This is a genomic window from Butyrivibrio sp. TB, assembly GCF_900110805.1.
GTDB classification, from domain to species: domain Bacteria; phylum Bacillota; class Clostridia; order Lachnospirales; family Lachnospiraceae; genus Butyrivibrio; species Butyrivibrio fibrisolvens_C.
The window spans coordinates 101,006-116,823 of the sequence record NZ_FOER01000012.1; the positions used below are offsets into that span (position 1 = coordinate 101,006).

General features: G+C 38.5%; 16 protein-coding genes and 1 tRNA gene. 2 read left to right on the top strand and 15 right to left on the bottom strand.

Annotated features, from left to right (window positions below; genetic code table 11):
* Positions 1 to 30 precede the first annotated feature (30 nt).
* The 12 genes from feoB to BMX21_RS09800 form a co-directional block, all read right to left on the bottom strand.
* Positions 31 to 2,220 carry a ferrous iron transport protein B gene (feoB, locus tag BMX21_RS09745; RefSeq protein ID WP_092043831.1) on the bottom strand — a complete coding sequence of 730 codons (2,190 nt, stop codon included), beginning with the start codon at positions 2,218 to 2,220 and terminating at the stop codon, positions 31 to 33.
* Between the two features lie 103 nt (positions 2,221 to 2,323).
* The gene (locus tag BMX21_RS09750) at positions 2,324 to 2,548 is read right to left on the bottom strand and encodes a FeoA family protein (RefSeq protein ID WP_022753944.1); all 225 of its coding nucleotides are present in this window, start codon (positions 2,546 to 2,548) and stop codon (positions 2,324 to 2,326) included.
* 14 nt (positions 2,549 to 2,562) lie between these two features.
* Positions 2,563 to 2,775 (bottom strand): FeoA family protein, encoded by a 213-nt coding sequence (locus BMX21_RS09755; protein ID WP_022753943.1) that lies wholly within the window; start codon positions 2,773 to 2,775, stop codon positions 2,563 to 2,565.
* A 400-nt stretch (positions 2,776 to 3,175) separates the two neighbouring features.
* Positions 3,176 to 3,736, bottom strand: coding sequence for a CAP domain-containing protein (locus BMX21_RS09760; RefSeq protein ID WP_022753942.1), 561 nt, complete (start codon positions 3,734 to 3,736; stop codon positions 3,176 to 3,178).
* 169 nt (positions 3,737 to 3,905) lie between these two features.
* Entirely contained in the window at positions 3,906 to 4,772 is an 867-nt protein-coding gene (locus tag BMX21_RS09765) for a class B sortase (RefSeq protein ID WP_177173995.1), read from the bottom strand.
* 128 nt (positions 4,773 to 4,900) lie between these two features.
* Complete coding sequence (locus tag BMX21_RS09770) at positions 4,901 to 5,470, bottom strand: anthranilate synthase component II (protein ID WP_092043836.1); 570 nt, start codon at positions 5,468 to 5,470, stop codon at positions 4,901 to 4,903.
* On the bottom strand, positions 5,471 to 6,937 hold the full coding sequence (gene trpE / locus BMX21_RS09775) for an anthranilate synthase component I (protein ID WP_092043839.1): 1,467 nt from the start codon (positions 6,935 to 6,937) through the stop codon (positions 5,471 to 5,473).
* Positions 6,938 to 7,092: 155 nt separating this feature from the next.
* Complete coding sequence (locus BMX21_RS09780; RefSeq protein WP_092043841.1) at positions 7,093 to 7,914, bottom strand: TPM domain-containing protein; 822 nt, start codon at positions 7,912 to 7,914, stop codon at positions 7,093 to 7,095.
* 16 nt (positions 7,915 to 7,930) lie between these two features.
* Positions 7,931 to 9,019, bottom strand: a complete 1,089-nt coding sequence (locus tag BMX21_RS09785; RefSeq protein WP_027206971.1) for a TFIIB-type zinc ribbon-containing protein — start codon at positions 9,017 to 9,019, stop codon at positions 7,931 to 7,933.
* A 429-nt stretch (positions 9,020 to 9,448) separates the two neighbouring features.
* Positions 9,449 to 11,074 (bottom strand): L,D-transpeptidase family protein, encoded by a 1,626-nt coding sequence (locus BMX21_RS09790; RefSeq protein ID WP_092043844.1) that lies wholly within the window; start codon positions 11,072 to 11,074, stop codon positions 9,449 to 9,451.
* Positions 11,075 to 11,102: 28 nt separating this feature from the next.
* On the bottom strand, positions 11,103 to 11,816 hold the full coding sequence (locus tag BMX21_RS09795) for a hypothetical protein (protein WP_027206972.1): 714 nt from the start codon (positions 11,814 to 11,816) through the stop codon (positions 11,103 to 11,105).
* A 282-nt stretch (positions 11,817 to 12,098) separates the two neighbouring features.
* Positions 12,099 to 12,323 carry a hypothetical protein gene (locus tag BMX21_RS09800; RefSeq protein WP_027206973.1) on the bottom strand — a complete coding sequence of 75 codons (225 nt, stop codon included), beginning with the start codon at positions 12,321 to 12,323 and terminating at the stop codon, positions 12,099 to 12,101.
* A gap of 222 nt (positions 12,324 to 12,545) precedes the next feature.
* On the opposite strand from BMX21_RS09800, the gene BMX21_RS09805 reads away from it, so the two are divergent.
* On the top strand, positions 12,546 to 12,734 hold the full coding sequence (locus BMX21_RS09805; protein ID WP_027204837.1) for a hypothetical protein: 189 nt from the start codon (positions 12,546 to 12,548) through the stop codon (positions 12,732 to 12,734).
* Between the two features lie 32 nt (positions 12,735 to 12,766).
* Positions 12,767 to 12,839, top strand: a tRNA-Gln gene (locus tag BMX21_RS09810).
* 15 nt (positions 12,840 to 12,854) lie between these two features.
* On the opposite strand, the gene BMX21_RS09815 is transcribed toward BMX21_RS09810, so the two are convergent.
* The 3 genes from BMX21_RS09815 to BMX21_RS09825 form a co-directional block, all read right to left on the bottom strand.
* Positions 12,855 to 13,646, bottom strand: a complete 792-nt coding sequence (locus BMX21_RS09815; RefSeq protein ID WP_022753931.1) for a hypothetical protein — start codon at positions 13,644 to 13,646, stop codon at positions 12,855 to 12,857.
* 190 nt (positions 13,647 to 13,836) lie between these two features.
* On the bottom strand, positions 13,837 to 14,847 hold the full coding sequence (locus BMX21_RS09820; protein WP_092043847.1) for a zinc ribbon domain-containing protein: 1,011 nt from the start codon (positions 14,845 to 14,847) through the stop codon (positions 13,837 to 13,839).
* A gap of 2 nt (positions 14,848 to 14,849) precedes the next feature.
* Positions 14,850 to 15,791, bottom strand: a complete 942-nt coding sequence (locus BMX21_RS09825) for a tetratricopeptide repeat protein (RefSeq protein ID WP_027206976.1) — start codon at positions 15,789 to 15,791, stop codon at positions 14,850 to 14,852.
* Between the last annotated feature and the right edge of the window lie 27 nt (positions 15,792 to 15,818).

The following is a 15,818-nucleotide window of genomic DNA, read 5'->3' on the forward strand; positions in this document are numbered from 1 at the left end:
GCTTAGGGGTATATCAAAACTACTTCTTTCTTAGTTCTCAGAAACAGCTCTACGGCTCTCAATCTGAGCATCCTTGTATGGGTTAGGACGAACAAGAAGATATACCATTCCGATTACAAGGGCTGCTGCTACTATTGTACCAATTCCAAAGCTTACCTGTCCAATGATAAGTCCGCCGATCTGATAGATGATGAGGCCTACTACATAAGCAAGTACGCACTGATATCCGATTGCGAACATTGTCCACTTACCATTGTTCATCTCTCTCTTGATAGCACCCATAGCTGCAAAGCAAGGAGCACACAGAAGGTTGAATACAAGATAAGCATATGCTGCTATAGGAACGATGTGAGCCTGAATGATATCCCAGTACTCCGCACCATCTTCTGCAACTTCTGCAAATCCGAAGAGCATACCGATTGTTGCTACAACGTTTTCCTTAGCGATAAGGCCAGATACAGCAGCGACTGTCATCTGCCATGTTCCAAATCCAAGAGGAGCAAAGATAGGAGCAAGGAAACCACCAATCTTGGCAAGAATTGATTCTTCCTGTGCTACGATCAGAGCTTCACCTTCAAGATCGCCAAAGTCAAGCATTCCAAATCCGTTTTCTGTGAATCCGAAGTTCATAAGGAACCAGAGAACGATTGTTGAAAGTAGGATAACTGTACCGGCCTTCTTGATGAATGACCAACCACGCTCCCACATGCTGCGAAGGATACTTCCAACAGTAGGCATATGATAAGCAGGAAGCTCCATAACGAATGGTGCAGGATCACCTGCAAATACCTTAGTCTTCTTAAGTACGATACCTGTAAAGATGACAGCTGCTATTCCGATAAAGTATGAACTCCATGCTACCCATCCGCTATTTCCAAAGAAAGCACCTGCAATAAGAGCGATGATAGGAAGCTTAGCTCCGCAAGGGATGAAAGTTGTTGTCATGATAGTCATACGGCGGTCTTTCTCAGTATCAATTGTACGAGAAGCCATTACGCCGGGAACTCCGCATCCTGATGCGATAAGCATAGGAATGAAGGATTTACCTGAAAGACCGAATTTACGGAAGATTCTGTCCATGATGAATGCTACACGAGCCATATATCCGCAGTACTCAAGGAATGCAAGGAATATAAACAGGATAAGCATCTGAGGTACGAAACCAAGTACAGCACCAACACCCGCAACAATACCATCAAGGATAAGGCTCTTAAGCCAACCGGCAACACCAATTGCATCAAGTCCGGACTCTACAAGTGGAGGAATTATATCTCCAAAAAGCACATCATTGGTCCAGTCTGTAACAATTGTACCTATTGTTGTAACGGATACATAATATACAATGAACATAACAAGTGCAAAAATAGGAAGTGCAAGAATTCTGTTAGTTACGATCCTGTCAATCTTATCAGAAACTGAAAGTCCTGAATTTGCCTTTGATACAGACTTCTTTACAACATCTGTGATCACTTCATATCTTGCATTTGTGATAACGCTTTCTGTATCATCATCATTTGCAGTTTCAAGCTCTGCTCTTACTTTATCAAGCTCTTTCATACTCTGATCAGTAATTGTGAGCTTTTCAAGAACCTTTGAATCTTTCTCAAGAAGTTTTATATCAAACCATCTGCGCTGCTCAGACTTGCAAGCATTCTGAGGAAGAATAGTATCTGCTGCAGCAATTGCTTTTTCTGTATTATCATCAAATCTAACAGGTGTAGTAGCCTTACCTGACTTAGCAGCTGCAACAGCTTTGGATATAAGCTTATCAAGGCCTTCAGATTTAAGAGCAGATATCTCAACTACTTCTACTCCAAGTTCTGATGAAAGCTTCTTGGAATCAATCTTATCTCCGTTCTTACGTACAACATCCATCATGTTAAGAGCAATAACAACAGGGATTCCAAGTTCTACAACCTGAGTTGTAAGATACAGATTACGTTCAATATTGGTCGCATCCACCATATTTATAATAGCATCAGGAGTTTCTTCCAGAAGATACTTACGAGATACTACTTCTTCGAGTGTATATGGTGAAAGAGAATAGATACCGGGAAGGTCAGTTACTACTACATCCTTCTGTCCCTTTAATTTACCCTCTTTTTTCTCAACTGTAACACCCGGCCAGTTACCTACATACTGATTGGAACCGGTAAGTGCATTAAACAGAGTTGTTTTACCGCAGTTCGGATTACCTGCCAGTGCAATTTTAAGTGCCATGATCTTCTCCTCTAACGTTATATGTTATTTTAATTAAAAATCAACCAGGTTTAATGATATCTGTTCTGATAATCATTTTCATTTAACAAGTAAAAAAAAATAATTATTCTACTTCAACTATCTGAGCATCTTCTTTTCTAAGAGAAAGCTCATAACCACGAACTGTGATCTCTACAGGATCCCCTAAAGGAGCAACCTTTCTGATGTATACAGAACTACCCTTTGTGATCCCCATGTCCATTACTCTTCTTTTCAGTGCAGAATCAGCTCCGTCAAGCTTCTTAACAGTTACTGTCTCTCCAACCTGAACGTCTCTTAATGTTTTCATTAGTCTCCTCTCCTTTAGACCATTATTTTTTTGGCCATATCCATATTTATTGCTACTCTGGCATCTCTGATCTTAACGATCATATTGCCATCCATAGTACTCACTGCTGTTACCTCTGCGCCTTCAGTAAAACCGAGGTTTTCAAGGAATCTTCTTGTATCCTCCAATCCGCCAACTTTGCGGACAGTTGCTACATTGCCGGGTGCTAATAATGTAAGTGGCATCATTCAAACTCCTTTACTTTCTATATTTCCTGAATCAGTATTATCCTAACAAGCTTCGATTCAGTATTTCCGGGATGTATAACCCGGAAAACATTTATTTTTGCGCATAACAAAATAGTTACCCGCAGCTAACATTATAATACAGTTAGAGATTTTGAAAGTCAATATCATTTTGGTTATTTCCACGAAATTATAAAAAAAGCATTAAATTGTACACGATGTTTTTAAAATAAGCACTAATCATCCGGATATAGTCATCTTATTTTTGGATATTTTGTACATCAAACAAATTGCCAACAAATAAAAGATATTCCTTAATGACATTTTCATCTTATATGCCCACAAAAAAATCTTCCTACCCAAAAACAGATAGGAAGATTTTTGATATTCATATATTTAATCTTTAGTATCCGAACTCCTGAGCCCAATACCAGGATCCATTATCCGTCTGGTATATTGCCATTCCTACTGTAACAAAGGAACCATCCATGATATTAGCTCTGTGTGTTGGAGAATTCATCCATGCATCTACTACAGAAGACGAGCTCTGATATAGCTTTGCAAGGTTCTCTCCATATTGAAGCGTACTGTTTACAGTCCACCAATTCGATCCATCAGGACGAGTATGTGAGAACAAAGTTGTAATCTCATGAGCACGAACAGCAGCTGCGTCAGCAAGTCCCTCACTCCATACAAGTGCAGATAGTCCTGCAGCGGCTCTTTGCGCATTTACAAGTGCCAGCGCATCAGAAAGAGCTGCATTGATTTCTTCAGTAGATTTAAACTCACCAGAAAGGATTATAGCATTGTTATCAATATAAAACTCTCCGGCTCCCTCGCCCGCAGCACGATATGCAGCATCTCCGATCTCTGCATTTCTTGAACCACACGCTGCAGCTCCTAGCACGAACAGCGCAGTGATAATAACCGATACCGTTTTCTTAATACTCTTAAATTTCCTCATAATGATTTCCTCCATGGTCTCATTACTCATGTTTATACTATCATATTTGTGATTATTTTTCAAGTATCAGTGTATTTTTATGATTGTTATTTTACTTCTGCTCTTTTTTATTTATCGGTAATAAAACAAAAAACAAGAACCTTGTTTCCAAGATTCTTGTTTTTTATTTTTATGTATTTTCCATTGTCCCTACTTTAACTGCGTGTATAACGAATCTTTTTGAAGATCCATGCGGACCGGAGCAAGTTGATAGATTCAGTATCTCTGGTCTATCCTCAAAGGATATATCTATAGGGCAATTGTAATTGTTCAGGTTCTTAAGTCTTGATACATATGAGTCATATCCGGCATCATCTTCTATGACCGCATAAACAGTATCATCGCCGTTGGTGGTACTTTCAAATTCATATACCACATATTTAAAAACTGCATCTTTGGTATAGATGTAAAAATACATAGGTTCTTCACTAAGTTCTTCTCTATTTGGCATTTTATAAAGGCTGTCCAAAGATCCAAACATAGATCCGTTACGCATATTATGACCAAAAAGGAAATCACTGTATCCCATAAAATTCTCGTTAGAAAATTCGTCAAGGAATATGCATCCAGAAGAGTTCTTCTCACCTGTAAACGTAACATGCAGATACTGATTAGCATAATGCTCTTTGACTATAGGATAGTTCAAAGTAAAGTCGAACTTATCATCTTCAACATCAAAGTCCCAGTAAAGCCATCCTATAAAATCACTATTCTGGGAGGATAGAAGGTCATAATCAATAACAAGCTCCGGTATTCCGGTTTCTTCATCTATTGCAACACTTTCCTCTCCTGTTTCAGGGTCCTTTTCGGGATTGGTCGAAACTGCGCTACTTGCAATATCGTCATACTCCTTGACAGCCACTTCTCTTTCATGGACTTCTTTGTAAATATCATAGCCTTCGTACCCGATAACAACCACCAGTATCACAATTAGAATCTTAGCAAGCCATGGATTGATCCTGAATGTTTTTCTTTTTCCTTTGTTTTCAGCACTCATAAATAACCTCATGTCGCGAGCAAAGCAAGTGACTTATGGTTCAAATTGGTGAAGCTCGCGACACCAATTTGGGTTTGAAAATGGAACATTTCCAAACTTAACCTCATGTCCTGCACTAAGTCAAGAGATCATGTGAGCTTAAGAAAATTCTTAAGTATATCCATTCCTAGAGGAGTCATTATGGATTCCGGGTGAAACTGAACTCCAAACACATTGTACTGTTTGTGCTGCACTGCCATAATCTCACCATCATCCGCCCTTGCAACTACTTTAAGGCAATCCGGAAGTGTATCCTCTTTAAGGGAAAGAGAATGATATCTTGCTACTTTTATTATAGCAGGCATTTCATTAAAAAGGGGAGATGTTGTATCTATTTGTGTATCAGACTGTTTGCCATGCATAAGCTTTTTGGCATGATCTACAGTTCCGCCATAATATTCACATATAGCCTGGTGTCCAAGGCATACTCCAAGTATCGGGATCTTATCCCCAAGCTGGCCTACAACCTCTTCACAGATTCCTGCATCTTTGGGCTTTCCGGGACCTGGAGAGAGGATTATTGCTTTGGGACATAGCTTTCTAATCTCTTCTATAGTAATTTTATCATTTCTTACTGCTTTGATATCAGGATCGAGAGTTCCAAAATACTGATACAGGTTATAAGTAAAACTGTCATAATTGTCGATGAGTAGTATCATTTATTCTTCCTCCGCTTCCTTAATCGCAAGAACTACGGCTTTGGCCTTGTTGATGCATTCCTGATATTCGTTCTCTGCTATAGAATCAGCAACAATACCAGCTCCGCTTCTGACAAATACTTTGCCACCTTTTTTGTATGCAAGTCGTATAGCTATGCAGGTATCAAGATTGCCTGTAAAGTCTACATATCCGATAGCTCCACCATATATTCCTCTGCGGCTGTCTTCAAGTTCATCTATGATCTCACAGGCTCTTATTTTAGGAGCTCCGGATAGTGTTCCGGCAGGAAGAACAGAATCTATCGCTTCAACTTGTGATCGTTCATCACTAAGTATTCCTTTTACTTCAGATCCGATATGCATTACATGTGAGTATCTTTCTACTTCCATGTATTTTTCTACTTCTACAGATCCAAACTTGCACAATCTTCCAAGATCGTTTCGTCCCAGATCAACCAGCATATTATGCTCAGCTTTTTCTTTTTCATCGGCCAGAAGCTCTTTTTCCAAAGCCTGATCCTCTTCGTATGTGGCGCCTCTTGGCCTGGTACCTGCAAGAGGAAATGTTCTTATGGTCCTGTCTGTAACTTTTACAAGTGTCTCAGGTGATGCACCGGCGATCTCCATATCACCATAAAAATAGAACATATATGGACTTGGATTTGTAGTTCTAAGGACTCTGTAAGTATTGAGAAGTGATCCTTCAAATTCTGCTTCCATGGGATTAGATAGAACGAGCTGGAATATATCGCCCTCTGTGATGTGATACTTTACCTTTTCTATCTTCTCACAGAACTCTTCTTTACTAAACTTTGGTTTGAGTTCTGTCTTTAATATTCCCTTCATCACAGGTTTCTGGAGTCCCCCTTTTATAAGATGCTCCATTTCATCTATTCCGGATACAGCTTCCTTATATGATGCTTCTATATCATCAGTTCCCACATTAGCTATTAGAAGGATCTTCTGCTTTAAGTTATCATAACAGATGATCTTTCTAAAAAGCATCAGATCCATATCGTCAAAATCATTTTCGTTTTGGGATTTAAAATGAAGAGAAGGTTCCCCGTATTGCATATATTCATAACTAAAATAGCCTACAAGACCTCCGGTAAAAGTCGGAAACTCCGGAATACTCGGAGCTTTATTGTCTTCGACTATTTTTTTGATATACTCTCCGGGATTATCGCATTTGCTTGTGTTAGTTCCATTTGAAGTCACTACAGTAAGTTTATGATCCTTAACTGTAATAGTCATATCAGGAGCATAGCCTAGAAAACTATATCTGCCCCACTGTCTGTTATCTTCACAACTTTCAAGAAGAAAACAGTGATTACTTACATTCTGAAGCGCTCTAAGTGTTTCAAGCGGTGTTCTTATATCAGAAAAGATCTCTCTTTTGACAGGTATTAGTTTATAATCCCCTGATGCTGCAATCTTTCTGACTTCGTCCAAAGATGTCTGTTTCATGCCAAATCCTCCCACGCTCCCAATTGCCGGATTTTATTATATTAAAAAAATCAGAAAGCCGTAAAAAGCTTTCTGATTCAAAATTTTAAAGATTTTATATATAAAAAACAATGATATAAAATAATTTTATCTTTTTAATTATTTATGCTACACATTTAGAAATGTCCGCCATGACCGCCGTGTGTGTTGCCGGAAGACGAACGATGTGTTGTAGAACCGCCTCCGGATCTATTCTCAGTCTCCTTGCGAGTTCTGTTAACACTCTTTCTTATAAATCTATCATGTCTTCCTGTGATTCGGACATTATTTTTCTGCTCATACTCTGCAGCGCTGTTATTTTGTTTGATATTTTTCATGCCACTTGCCATGACGCCAACTGTGATACCTCCAAACAAGAGTCCAAGAAGGAAGCATACAAACCATTTCCAAGCAGGTATCTTATCTCTGTTTTCATATGCTGTGCAGTAGCTGTCAACTCCATCTGCAAACTTATCAAATGCTCTGGCATAATCACCGCTTGAAAGATAAGAAGTATACTTATCTTCAAGAGAATACAGATTATTATCTGTAAAAATCTGAATAGCTTCTCCTCTGGTACTTGCATAAAACTCTCTTGTATCCATGCATACTGCAAGAAGGATACCTGCATCATTATTGCCTTTAGCCATGCCAAGTTCACCACTATCCATCATATCATCCGCATACTCTTCAATAGTATACTGAGAATATGAATCTGTAGTAACTACAGCAATCTGAACATCATGTGCACTTCCAACTTCTTCAAGCTTATCCTGAAGATCTTTTTCCTCTTCGTCAGTAAGAAGGTCACCATCATCATATACAAAGCCATATTCGCCGGATCTAACCTGCGCATTTTGGGCATATACTTCATTGCACAAAGGAGCCGACATAAAAATAGCAGCTGCCATTCCTGCGCAAAGCGTAATTATTCTTTTATTTTTAAATAAGCCTTTCATCGTCCATCCCCCAGTCTCAAATACGGAATATCAGTTCCAGTACTGCAAAAAGCACAGTAAACAAAACTGAACTAAGCGCAAAATATTTAAAAGCTGCGCCCTTATCAACAGGCAGGTTTCCGACAAATTTACCGGTCTGTCCGTTCATCGCAAATAAGAAATTTTGTCCATTCCAGGTCGTAGACAAAAGCCATACGGGATAAAGAGCATATTTACAGGCTTCTGATGTAGTAGCTACATTTTGGTTACGTACCATTACAGAGCTATAACCCTGAACACTGTTTTTGATCTCATTAACAGCACTATTTGTCATACGCTGCTTAGCACGAGGTCTTGACTTTTCTTCATCAACATCATACTGATTGGCAACATATCCTGCAAAATACGCATCGTCATATTTTTTAAGTCCTTTGTCATCATAGGGCTCTATTGATTCTGTCAGATCATCAGGCATCTTGCTGGATCCATCTACGGGGACTTTACTAAAAGGCACATCGCCTTCACGATATACGTCATAAAAGCTTGTCTCTGTATATCTATAATCCCTGTCACTCCAGGTTCTTACCTTGGTTGCTTCGCAGTTAAGAGACACATGCATATTGGCATCAAAAAGCCAGTATGGAATGTATACCCCTTTGATCTCATCTATATGATTTTCTGTGGAAAAAGCTTTGGGAAGAAGTTTTCTACCCTTGATATAATCCTTATATTTCTGCTTGGCCTGTTCCTTGGTAAGCTGAAACGGGATTACATAGTCAGGTCTTCGACCATTAGTAAAGACCTCTTTAAAAGTTACATTATTGCCACAAAACGGACACTGGGTAGCACCCTGAGTCTTGTCTGCTATGATCTCGCCGCCACAAGACTTACAGATATATACATTTTTGTCTTTGCCAAATCCATAGTTTTCAGCCTCTTCATCAGACAATCTGTCAGACTTCTCTTCTGAATCAGCTGCTTTCTCTGCTTTACCTTTAGAAACCATCTTATGATACTCATCTACAGATATTGTAGTATCACAGTATAAGCATTTAAGCTTCTGCGAAGGAGCATCAAACTCCATAACTCCTCCACACGCAGGGCATTCATATTCCTGAGTTGCCATTTTTATAATCCTCCAAAACAAAACTTACTTACATGTAGTTTTATTCTACCATATATCAGAATGTTTCCCACCCATTAATTGAAGTATTATAAGTATCTAATGCCTTAATAATCCGGTAATAAAGCAAAGCGACTCGAATTTCCCACTAGTAGGAAGATTTGTATTAATACTTTTACTTTTATTTTTACTTTATAAAGCCTTTAGAAACTATCCAAATTTAGGACACAAATTCGTTGTAATATAATAATCATCAGAAACAGTCAATTGTTTCTGACTCCCCAACAAAACTTTTTTCATACCGGACGGATTGATCCCCATCAGTCCGTCCCTCCTCCCTAAAATTACAGTTATTCTGTTTTATAGTACTCGGCACAAGGAAAGCGTCGGCTCACTAATACATGAGTCGACGCTTTCTTAATATCAAATACCTTATTCACCACTTCCGGATATCTGCTCGCTCGGGTCAGTTGACTCCGGTACCGCCAAAGATTCATCTGTGGAAGTATCCGGTGTCGGAACATTTGAAGATGCATCTGTAGCATCCGGTGTGCCTGTGTTTTCAGGAGCGACCGGAGGCTGCGAATTTCCATCACCTGCCGCAGAATCTCCATCGTCAGTATTATCAGTATTTCCTTCTTCTGATTTATCCTTATTTTTCAAATAGTCTTTGGCCTGACTTGGTTGTATGCCGCCATAGACTATAACCGCTTCACCCTTTTCTACATGCTCGAATATGACTGCAGCAGCATCAGGTGGAAGATTAATACATCCATGTGATCCGTTAGTAACATAAATATCAGAGCCAAAAGATGATCTCCAACTTGCATCATGGAGTCCAACATTACCATAAAAAGGCATCCAATATTTTACATCAGATGAATAGTTCTGTCCTGTAAGAGTTGCATCTCTTTCTTTATAAGTGATTCCAAAAGTACCTGTTGGCGTCACTCTGTCATTGGTAGCCTTACCGGATACGCAGTCAGTATCTATTACCAGGGATCCATTCTCATATACATAAACATGCTGATGATCAAGATCCACTTCAACATAACTAGTACCATAATCCTGAGGGCCGTACTGAGCTGCCGTTCCGAAATAAACCGGTGTCATATCGCATATACTTGTAGACTCGATTGCAGTCACAAGTTCGCTCAAAGTCGTATCCCTATCCATCCACCAGCCGTAATCACCGCCGGATACAGTAATAGTCTGGCCGAGAGATGTTGTAAATGTCCTGTCACGCCCGAAGGTATCATATGTCCTTCCCAGCGTATTAACAAACTCATTGACCTTATCTGTATCAAGCGTTGTTGTTGTACCATCATAGCTGATCCAGTCTTTGATATAATTGCCATCAACTGTGATCACATCATCACCAAATGTATATGTGATCTTGGCTGAAGCATACTTATTAAGACTCTGACATTCGTCTGTAAGAGCTTTATTGTCAGACAAGATCTTGGGTTCTTCATAGACTCCGGCCTTGTCAAGCGACAATGTCATCTGCATAGTAGACAGCGCTTCTACAACAGCCTCATAAAAGGCATCTCTATCTGCCTTGCTGCCATAATCTTCCGGAACTATAGTATATTCAGCCAGATTTTCATCGAATACAAGCTGAGCATCTACCGGTGATATCATGTTCTCTTCTTTGAAAAAAGACATACTGTTTATTTTGGATTTAAGCAGCTCTTCATCAAAAGAAGCCATATCTTCATTGGTAAATGATCGGTGGGAAAGGACATAAACCGGCCATTTAAGACCATTCACAAATCCCAGATTGTCATTAAGACTTTCATTAAAATCAGGCTTCCAGGAGATATCACTTGCTGTAATCTTCTCATCAAGACCACTTCTTCCAACAATATCAAGAACATAGCTCGATGCCTTTGAATCGACAAGATCTCTAACCTGGCTGATAGTCATCCAGGAAATATCCTGACCATTAAGTTTGGATCCGGGACAGAAATGAAATGAGAAAAATGTAGCTGCCCCTAAATAAATAGCTGCCACAGTCGTAGCAGCTATAATAAGAATCAGATTTTTTTTCTTCACGCTTCCCCCTCAATAAGACATAGCCCTCTTATCTGAGCATTAATCTGGCAACATCATATGCTATATCAGGAATAAAAAGATATGCAGATACTATAATCTGAGCTGTTAATGTTATATACATATTTTTGGTTTTAAGATATACAAGTACTATCGGAATAGCAACTACTGCATACGAAAGGATTCCGTAGAATCCATGAGCATAAAACAAACCTCTTACAAAAAGACCTGCTATAGCCAGAACAAATAGCGCAATCTTATTCTTGCCTGATAAAAGTCCCTTACATATAAAAAGGTTCTCAGCAAGCGGCAGTATAATGATCATAGTAATAGCATAAAAGACTACTCCTATATAGTTCTCCTTCTGCCAGATCTGTATAATGCCTGAGTTCTGTCCTACAAACATGGTCCAGAGCATGTATTTCTTGAGCTGATCAGCTCCAATCAAAAGAGCCACAGAAACAGCTGTCCATACCCAGAACTGCCATCCGCTTATAAAATTTCTTCCATACTTTTTAATGGAAAAGCCTTTGTGAAACAGAATTATGAGTCCTGCGCCAAGCGCAAAGAACATAAATATATCCGGCTTTGCAACAACTTCAGTAAGTACAGTAAAACCTACTATAAGAGCTACTGCTACGATCCACTTGACTATTGTAAGCTTATTTATCTTATGAACAGCCTTGGAAGAAGTACGAGTTCTCTTCTTAACCGCTGTCCTACTAGCATATACTGTTGTATCCATATCTGAAAACCTCTTGTAATTATCCACAAAATTCGCACGAGTCCTTAATAATAATATACCAATAAAGCTTTACAATCAATGTAAAATGTCATAACTTACAGTTATGAAACTCTGTTTTTTTGGTTATTGCGCACAAAAGCGAAGATGTAATTATAATTTATTGTAACTAAAAAGATATATTTTGGTATTAAATCAGACAACAAAATTCGGTCTGAACCCATTTTACGATACCACGAATTCAGACCGAATACAAGTTTTTGCCATATATACTTAATCTATAAATTAATAGGAATTAGCTCTCCTATTGTATTGACTTGCTTTCCTTGATTTTCTGACTTTGCTCTTTTTTTTCATGAAGCGCAGTTTGAACCTATGAGCTCTGAAACTGACGATCTTCTTATTTTTCTCAGTTTCTTTCTCTACTATTTTGTTCTCTATACTATAGTTAAGACAACATACAAAGATTCCGACAATAACCAGAAAAATACCGGCAAAAATCACTTCCATGCGAATCATCCCTTCCGAATATTTAATATCAGTAACAACTTTTGTATAGATTACATCGACTGAAAAAGGGATTTTCTTAAGATAATACATGGGATATTATTCAGTATATTTTCGATTTTGTATTTTTTAATTTTTTATGCTTGACTTTTCCAACCCTTTATGTATAATAGCATAAGTGGATTGATACACGGGTTTTTTCACAGGGTAATAAGGTATTTAGCAATGAGTATTTCAAAGAGCAACAAACAGATACATTCAATTGATGTTCTTAATAAGATTTACCATCAAGAATATGAGCTCAAAGATACCGAGAACGGTTATCGGATGATCCCTAAATCCAAGCGTTATACATTTAATGCAGAATCTAAAAAGAAAACATATTCATCATCTGCTAATGTCAATCTGATATAATTGTTATATCTCGATTTTCATTATATATTCAATGGGCTATCGCCAAGCGGTAAGGCAACGGACTCTGACTCCGTCACTTCGCAGGTTCGAATCCTGCTAGCCCAGTTTCCTCTATTTATTTTAATCAAATAGTTTTGAATCTCCCATCCTGCAGAGTAATGCTCTGCAGGATATTATATTGTCCCAATTTGTTTTTCTTACAGGAACCATTGCTCTATCCTGAATAGTAACATAAGGATAGAATTCATACATTCCTTCTTTGATCTTTGCATCTGAAATGCCTGTGATCTGAGCAAAACGATGAATATATCTCTCCTCTTCCTTGGTATAAGCAAATACAAAAATACCTGAGCTCACATAATCGAATGCGCTTCTAAGTCTGAGATCCTTACGAGGTTTATGATGCGGAACCGCTTTGAAAAATCTCTCATCATATGCTTCATCAAATCCGCTGGGAAGTGGTTTATCAGGAAGAAACGAAGCTCCTGCCCTTCCAGGTACTTCATCAAGCATTCTGGCACAATGCTCCTCTACAAAACGATAAAAAAGCTCTATATAAGGAGAATCGCATCCAAGTCCTACAAAATAATAATTATTCTGGCGAGCGTTATATAAGACTGCATTACCTGTTGTTGTAACTCCACCATCTGCATGATGAAGAACAATACGAAGGTTATCTGCAACAGAAGACTGATTATTATCCTCCCCGGGATGTTCCATCATGTATGAAAGCGCATCGAGAATGGCCTCAAGATTTCTTTTCTTTCTGACACCACTACGACTCTTTACTCCCACACTTTCTATACCGATCTGTACAGCTCCGTTCCCATCTGAATATGCAGCAAGTACAAATCCATTATCAACAATAACTGATCCTGAACTGGCAGTAATCAATTCTATATAACTTTTCACTTTTTTCTCACCCTCTGCTTCTCTTAAGTGGAAGCATCCCCTCTTTTATGGCTAGTCATAAATCACATAGCCTTAACTACTACATAATGTATCACATTATGCACAAAAAAGATAGACTTTTTTTATCCTTTTTGTTTATTATTAATCATTCAATCAATAATAATCTCCCCTAACCAAAAACCACTTATTATCACATAATGTCTGCGTATGCATATATTCCATATGTCATATCGCTGGCATCAATCGGTTGAACAATATACGTACCTGTATCATCGCCATCCTTACTTATACGATAAAATCTTCCTTCCTGATTCTTGACTTCTTCCTGTATCACCGCAATTCCGTCCTCGAACTCACACCAAAGGTCAAAGGTATTCTCTCCGCTATATCCAATTCCTATGAATTCGACATCACCTGTCCATACGCCATTTTTGACTGTGCCTTTGATATATGTATGATCATCTGTAGCGCTATCTCTGATAACTTCCATCTGTCCATTGGGCATATCATCCTTCCATTGACCATATGCTGCATAACATTCTATCGTTCCGTGGATAAAATCACTTACATCACTTGCGATAATGCAGCCAAATCCGCTCCTTATGCTGTCTTCAAAATCGCCTACATATACATAGCATCTATCTTCGCTATCCAGATAAAAACCGACTTTACCATACATAGTCTCACATATTATAGGGAATTCCAATCCAAGCTCATTTGCATCTTCTATTTGATCATTAATCAAAAAGTCTCTCATATACTCCGAAGCTTCCATGTACTCTTCGTCCATGACATATCTTCCGAGTTCTTCAGATATAAAATACAATTTGGACATAGCTGCCCCAAAGGCCGCTTCCTCATTATCCGGGTCATCCTGCAGTACCAGTTCATACCTTGTAGCTGCGGTCATATAATCCTTTTCTTCATACAACTTGTTAGCAAGTTCCAGCATGTCCACAGGTTCAGGATCAGTTTTTTTATTATCTCTTACTATCATTACAGCAAGAAAAGCCAGGCTGACGGCCAAAAGGCCGCCCAATATGCCTAGCATGATCTTTAGAATCCTATTTGATTTTTTCTTTTTTAGATCCGAATCCGGATCTGCACTTATATTCCACTCTTTTTGTGGCAACACGCGTCCACAAAAATAGCAATACAATGCGTTATCATCATTCTCAACTCCGCAATTAGGACACTTCATGATCACCATATCCTCTCTTTGCTTTTATCATTCTGTCCGCCTTCACTTCCATAAGTGTAGTTGTCCCAATATTCCTGACTTTCTTTATTCTTTTGAGACTGTTTCTGGTCATCTTCTCTTTCCTGTCTTGCGTCTTGTTCTTTTTCTTTCATTTTTTCTTTGATGTCATCTTCGCGATCATCATCTACATCGTCAGGCTTAGAATTATTGTTATTCTGGTCCTGTTTATTATCCTGGTTTTGTTTATCATCAGAGTTTTTCTGTTCATTCTGCTTGTCCTGATCCTGCTGATTCTGGTCTTGATCCTTATTCTGCTGCTTTTCTTCATCGATCTTTTTCTGGATCTCTTCCTTCATCTTTTCAAGCTCTTCGATCTTATCATCGATATCTTTTTTCAGAGTCTCAGCCTCTTTGCTATGACCATTATCATCCTCTGCCCCAGCACAGTTTTTCTCAGTAAGGATCTCTCTGTCAGCCTTGAGCTGATCTATAACACCGTCTATCTTTTTTATAAGAGCTTCTTTATCAACTTCTTCATCGTTTTTAAATGCCTCATATCCTGTATCTACTGTATTAAAGTCAATCTGCATGATCTTTGTCATTGTGAGATTGATGCGTATAGAACACTCTTTCTGTTTTGGAAGTTCGAACTCAAGACATTTTTCGTAATAGATCTGAGCTTTGGAATAATCTTTATTCTTATAATTGGCATTACCAAGATTATAGTTCATAACATAGGCATCATATGGAAGCATCTCCAGAACCTTCTGTTCCATATTCATATAACGATCCCTGTCTTCCATATCTTCCATCAAGATATAATATTTCCCTGAATCAACCATTTTTGCAAACACATGGTTTAATCCGACTCTGCCAAAAACTATTACAGCCAGAATCGCAATGACAAATGCCGCAGCCAAAAAGCCAAACTTTACCTTTTTCATTAAAAACCTCACATTTACCTATTCAAG